At 72.6% G+C, this 4,156-nt stretch carries 4 protein-coding genes and 1 pseudogene; 4 read left to right on the top strand and 1 reads right to left on the bottom strand.

The genetic code is table 11. The features are described from left to right. Nucleotides 1-505: pseudogene (locus ACTS11_RS08740) on the bottom strand (phosphoadenosine phosphosulfate reductase); the annotation flags it as partial. A 203-nt stretch (nucleotides 506-708) separates the two neighbouring features. Between ACTS11_RS08740 and ACTS11_RS08735 the strand changes: the two are divergent. The 4 genes from ACTS11_RS08735 (at nucleotide 709) to ACTS11_RS08720 (ending at nucleotide 4,043) form a co-directional block, all read left to right on the top strand. After that, a complete protein-coding gene (locus ACTS11_RS08735) occupies nucleotides 709-1,608 on the top strand; it encodes an AAA family ATPase (RefSeq protein WP_442639940.1) in 900 nt (299 codons plus the stop codon). A gap of 110 nt (nucleotides 1,609-1,718) precedes the next feature. Beyond that, nucleotides 1,719-2,093, top strand: a complete 375-nt coding sequence (locus ACTS11_RS08730; RefSeq protein WP_442639939.1) for a hypothetical protein — start codon at nucleotides 1,719-1,721, stop codon at nucleotides 2,091-2,093. 143 nt (nucleotides 2,094-2,236) lie between these two features. After that, entirely contained in the window at nucleotides 2,237-2,728 is a 492-nt protein-coding gene (locus ACTS11_RS08725; protein WP_442639938.1) for a peptidase S1, read from the top strand. Between the two features lie 52 nt (nucleotides 2,729-2,780). Next, entirely contained in the window at nucleotides 2,781-4,043 is a 1,263-nt protein-coding gene (locus ACTS11_RS08720; RefSeq protein ID WP_442639937.1) for a vWA domain-containing protein, read from the top strand. Nucleotides 4,044-4,156 lie beyond the last annotated feature (113 nt).

The following is a 4,156-nucleotide window of genomic DNA, read 5'->3' as shown; positions in this document are numbered from 1 at the left end:
GCCGCCGCGCGCCCCGGAAGCGCCGCTCGAAGGGCACCTCGGAGGGGTTCAGCGTGGCGACCGGCGCCGCCGCCAGCACGCGCGCGCCCGGCACCATCTGCGAGAAGGTGCAGGCCGCGAAGCCGCAATCGGGCCCGATGCCGAAGAAGACGACGCGCCGGTAGCGCGAGAGCAGGCCGCTCCGCTCCAGCGTGCGGAAGAAGCGCAGGAGTGCGGCATCCTTGAACCAGGTCTCGCCGATGGACATGACGGAGAGGAGCGACCAGGACCGCCGCCGCACCATCTCGAATCCCGCGGGGAGCCCGTCGCGCGTCTCGGCCCAGGCGCGCTCGGCCCGGTCGAAGGCGACCACCAGCGTCTCGCCCTCCTCGATGAAGAGCCCGAGGTGCCGGGGCCCGATCCGGTCGTAGAGGCCGTGTTCCGACCCGATCTGCGCCATGCGGCGCATCCAGGCATCACGACTGAGCCCGTGGTCTGGTGCGGGCGAGGGAGCCTCCTGGGGCATGTCTTCCGGTGTCCTCTGGCAGCGGGGCGGAGCGTGCAGCCGCTCCGTCTCCGGGGATTACCTCTCCCGCAGGACTTTTGCAAAGCTGAGGAGAGCTTTGGGCATTTCGGAGACGGCGCCGCCGCAGCTTTGCCGCACAGGTAACGGTCTTGACCCGCCGGGCCCGCCCGGCCTTCATGGGCCGATCGAGGAGGAGCGACCGGATGGCCCCAGACAGCATCGGCGAAGTGCAGGATCTCCTGCGCGATCAGGGCTATGTCTGCGGCCGGGGGCTGGCCACCGTCGCGTTCCTGTCGCTGCGGCTCGGGCGGCCCCTGTTTCTCGAGGGCGAGGCCGGGACCGGCAAGACCGAGATCGCCAAGGCGCTCGCCGCGGGCCTCGGTCGGCGGCTGATCCGCCTCCAGTGCTACGAGGGGCTCGACGCCGCCTCCGCCGTCTACGAATGGAACTTCGCCGCGCAGATGGTGGCGATCCGCGCCGCCGAGGCCGAGGGCAGCGCCGACAGGGACCTGCTCAAGGCCGAGCTCTTCGGTCCCGACTACCTGATCGAGCGCCCGCTCCTCCAGGCGATGCGCCCCGATCCGGCGGGCGCGCCCGTCCTTCTCATCGACGAGCTCGACCGCACCGACGAGCCCTTCGAGGCCTTCCTCCTCGAGGCGTTGTCGGACTTCCAGGTCACGATCCCCGAGCTCGGCACGATTCGCGCCCCCGAGCCGCCCGTCGTCGTCCTGACCTCGAACCGCACCCGCGAGGTCCACGACGCGCTCAAGCGGCGCTGCCTCTACCACTGGGTCGACTATCCCGACATCGAGCGCGAGATGGCGATTCTCGCCGCCCGCGTCCCCGAGGCCTCCGAGGCGCTGAGCCGCCAGGTGGTGGCCTTCGTCCAGCGCCTCCGGGGCGAGGACCTCTTCAAGCGGCCAGGCGTGGCCGAGACGATCGACTGGGCCAAGTGCCTCCTCGCCCTCGACGTGATCGAGCTCTCGCCCGAGGTCATCGCCGACACGCTGGGCGCGATCCTGAAATACCAGGACGACATCCAGAAGCTGCAGGGCTCGGCGGCGCGGAAGCTGCTCGACGAGGCCATGGCGGGCGCGGCCTGAGCGGAAACCTGCAGGCGACACATTTGCCGATGATTGCCGTCAACGCGCGGGACGCGGCGATACCCTAACTCCCTGGGCCGGACGATCCATCCGGAGACAGGAGGCTTTCCATGGCACGGTCCCCGATCCTCTTCGCGGCCCTCGCGGCGGCGATCCTTTCCGCGGCCCCGGCGCTGGCCCAGTCCGTCGGCGTCAGCCGCTGCGACCGGCAGGAGGGGGCGGTCTTCCAGCCCGGCCTGATGACTGTCGATGCCGCGGGCACGCGCGTGTTCCACCCCGTCGGCGAGAACGGCCTGACCGAAAGCATCGTCTTCAACCGCGACGAGGCCTTCGCCTGGGTGGCGGGGCAGGGCCTGTTCCCGGCCGGAACGGTCTTCGGCGACTACGACGGCTACATCTGCGGCCTGCCCTGCGAGGAGTGCGCCCCCGAGGAGGAGGCCGAACCGCAGGAGAACCACAACGGCACCACGGAAGACGCGGACTAGGAGGCGAGGGGCGTCGCGGCCGCGCCCCCTGTGTGCGGCCGCGACGTCAGGATGCGTCACGCCGATGGCGCGAAACCGCGCGCGGCCCGGCAATCGCCCGCCTAGGGTCGCGCCACAGGACAACCCCACCCGGAGCGTATTCCATGACGACCCCACGACACCGCCTCGCGGCCATCGGCCTCGCGGCGGCGGCCCTTCTCGCGGCCCCCGCCGCGCTCGCCTGCCCGAGCTACAACAACCCGACCGTGTTCGGCTCGGCCAACATCCAGGCGAACTTCATGCCCGACCCCTGGGTGCGCAACGTCACGGCGGGCGGCACCGTCAGCCTTCAGGGCTGCCCCGGCTTCAACTGGCCGGGCTATGTCGTCTCGCGGCCCGACTTCCGCTTCCAGTATTCGGGCGGCTCGCCCACGGGGCAGCTCACCATCGCCATCGAGGCCCGCTCGAACGTCGACACGATCCTGCTCGTGAACGCGCCCGACGGGACCTGGCACTTCAACGACGACTATCGCGGGACGAATTCCGCGATCACCTTCTTCAACCCGCTGCCGGGCCAGTACGACATCTGGACGGGGAGCTACCACCTGTCGTCGAACAATCCCGCGCAGCTCATCGTGACCGAGCTCAGCTACTGAGGCGCACGCGCGCGCTGGCCATCCCCGGCCCGCGCGCGCTAGGCTGCCGCCCATGGCCGCGCTTCCCCCCCTCGAGCTGCCCGAGACCCCGCAGCTCGTCCGCAACATCACCCATTTCGCGCGCGCGCTGCGCAAGGCGGGGCTGCCCGCGGGCCCGGGCCGCGTCGCCGACGCGATCCGCGCGGTCGAGGCCGCGGGCTTCACCGACCGCGAGGACTTCTACCACACGCTCCGCGCCTGCTTCATCTCGCGCCCCGAGCACCGGACGGTCTTCGCGCAGGTCTTCCGCCTCTACTGGCGCGACCCGCGCTATCTCGAGCACATGATGTCGCTCCTTCTCCCGTCGGTGCAGGGCGCGGCCGAGGAGCGTCCCGCCGACGCCGCCGAGAAGCGCGCCGCCGAGGCGCTCCTCGACGGGGCCGAGCGCGACATTCCCGGCCTCGCCGAGGCGGAGGAGGGGGGCACCGAGATCGAGATCGACGCCAGCCTCACCATGAGCCGGGAGGAGAGGCTGAAGACCCTCGACTTCGAGCAGATGTCGCTGGCCGAGATGGCCGAGGCGCGGCGCGTGCTGGCGAAGATGTCGCTCGCCGTGCGCCCGCTGCCGGGCCGCCGCGCGACCGCCGCGCTGTCCGGGCGGCGCCCCGACTGGCGGCGCACGATGCGCCGCGCGCTCCGCCAGGGCGGCGAGATCACGGCCTTCGAGCTCCGCGCGCCGCGCCCCCGCTGGCCCGCCCTCGTGGCGCTCTGCGACATCTCGGGCTCGATGTCCGCCTACTCGCGGACGGTGCTGCACTTCCTGCACGCGGTGGCGAACCACAGGGGCGCGGGCTGGTCGCGCGTCCACGCCTTCACCTTCGGCACCCGGCTCACCAACATCACCCGCCACCTCGCCGAGCGCGACGTCGACGCCGCGCTCGCCGCCGCCGGCGCCGAGGCGCAGGACTGGGAGGGCGGCACCCGGATCGGCGCCTGCCTCGAGACCTTCAACCGCGACTGGAGCCGCCGCGTCCTGCCGCAGGGCGCGATCGTGCTCCTCGTCACCGACGGGCTCGACCGCGACGAGCCCGAGCGCCTCGCCGCCGCGATGGAGCGCCTGCACCTGTCCTGCCGCCGCCTCGTCTGGGTCAATCCGCTCCTGCGCTGGGAGGGCTTCGCGCCCCGCGCCGCCGGCATCCGCGCCATGCTCCCCCATGTCGACTGCTTCCGCGCGGGCCACAACATCGCGGCGCTGGCCGGCCTCGCCGAGGCCGTCAGCGACCCGACCGACCGGGGCGAGAAGGACCGGCTGATGCGGAGCCTCCGGGCCGGCTGAGACGCGGACCCCGCCCCGCGCCGGACAGGGTCGGGCCGCGCCGCCCAGGGCGGCAACCGGGGCCGCGGCAGGGCGTGCGCGCCCGCAGGGTCGTAGCCCCGGCGCGGCCCCGG

Source organism: Roseicyclus sp., assembly GCF_052168335.1.
Lineage (GTDB): Bacteria > Pseudomonadota > Alphaproteobacteria > Rhodobacterales > Rhodobacteraceae > Roseibacterium.
Note: the sequence above shows the minus strand (reverse complement) of the source record. Positions and strands in the feature narration are given on the sequence as shown.

Bases quoted from the DNA above. Each gene is read 5' to 3' on its own strand.
- ACTS11_RS08730 (WP_442639939.1), top strand. From the start codon at position 1,719: ATGGCACGGTCCCCGATCCTCTTCGCGGCCCTCGCGGCGGCGATCCTT.
- ACTS11_RS08725 (WP_442639938.1), top strand. From the start codon at position 2,237: ATGACGACCCCACGACACCGCCTCGCGGCCATCGGCCTCGCGGCGGCG.
- ACTS11_RS08735 (WP_442639940.1), top strand. From the start codon at position 709: ATGGCCCCAGACAGCATCGGCGAAGTGCAGGATCTCCTGCGCGATCAG.
- ACTS11_RS08720 (WP_442639937.1), top strand. From the start codon at position 2,781: ATGGCCGCGCTTCCCCCCCTCGAGCTGCCCGAGACCCCGCAGCTCGTC.